At 43.0% G+C, this 700-nt stretch carries 1 protein-coding gene; it reads left to right on the forward strand.

All coding sequences use genetic code 11. The features are described 5' to 3' along the window. The first annotated feature begins 101 nt into the window (after positions 1-101). Positions 102-572, forward strand: a complete 471-nt coding sequence (gene tnpA / locus ALO_RS13995) for an IS200/IS605 family transposase (protein ID WP_004096884.1) — start codon at positions 102-104, stop codon at positions 570-572. Positions 573-700: the final 128 nt, after the last annotated feature.

Raw genomic sequence — 700 nt, forward strand, 5'->3', positions numbered from 1 at the left:
TTCCAAAAAGCTTATAGCTATGGGGGGAATAAAACAGCCTCCTTTGTTACAATGAATGCAGGTTTGCCGACCGCATAACGTAACAAAGGAGGCGCATCCCAATGGATGATACTAAAAGTTTAGCACATAGCAAATGGCGTTGCAAATATCACATAGTATTTGCCCCCAAGTATCGAAGACAAGTAATATATGGAAAGATCAAGGCCGATATAGGTGTGATCTTGAGAAAATTATGTGAGTACAAAGGGGTAGAAATTTTGGAAGCCAATGCATGTCCGGATCACATACACATGCTCGTGAGTATACCGCCGAAGATCAGTGTAGCCTCATTTGTGGGGTATCTAAAGGGGAAAAGTTCGCTCATGATCTTTGATAAACATGCGAACTTGAAATATAAGTATGGGAACAGGCATTTTTGGTGTAAGGGGTATTTTGTGGATACAGTAGGACGAAATAAAGAGGCAATCGCAAAATACATCCGAGAACAGCTGCAAGAGGATGTAATTACTGATCAACTCACTCTAAAGGAGTTGATCGACCCGTTTACGGGTGAGCCTGTAAAAAAGTCATAAAAAAGAGCCCCTTTAGGGGCTGACTGAAAAGTTATGCGGTTGGCGGACTTTTCAGAGAGTCTTGAGACTCAGCTAGTAGCACGCCCTTATAGGGCGGAGCATACCACCCGTTTTACGGGTGGTTCTGA

This window comes from Acetonema longum DSM 6540, from assembly GCF_000219125.1.
Taxonomy (GTDB): domain Bacteria; phylum Bacillota; class Negativicutes; order Sporomusales; family Acetonemataceae; genus Acetonema; species Acetonema longum.

Coding starts and splice junctions, on each gene's coding strand:
- tnpA (WP_004096884.1), top strand. CDS start 102: ATGGATGATACTAAAAGTTTAGCACATAGCAAATGGCGTTGCAAATAT.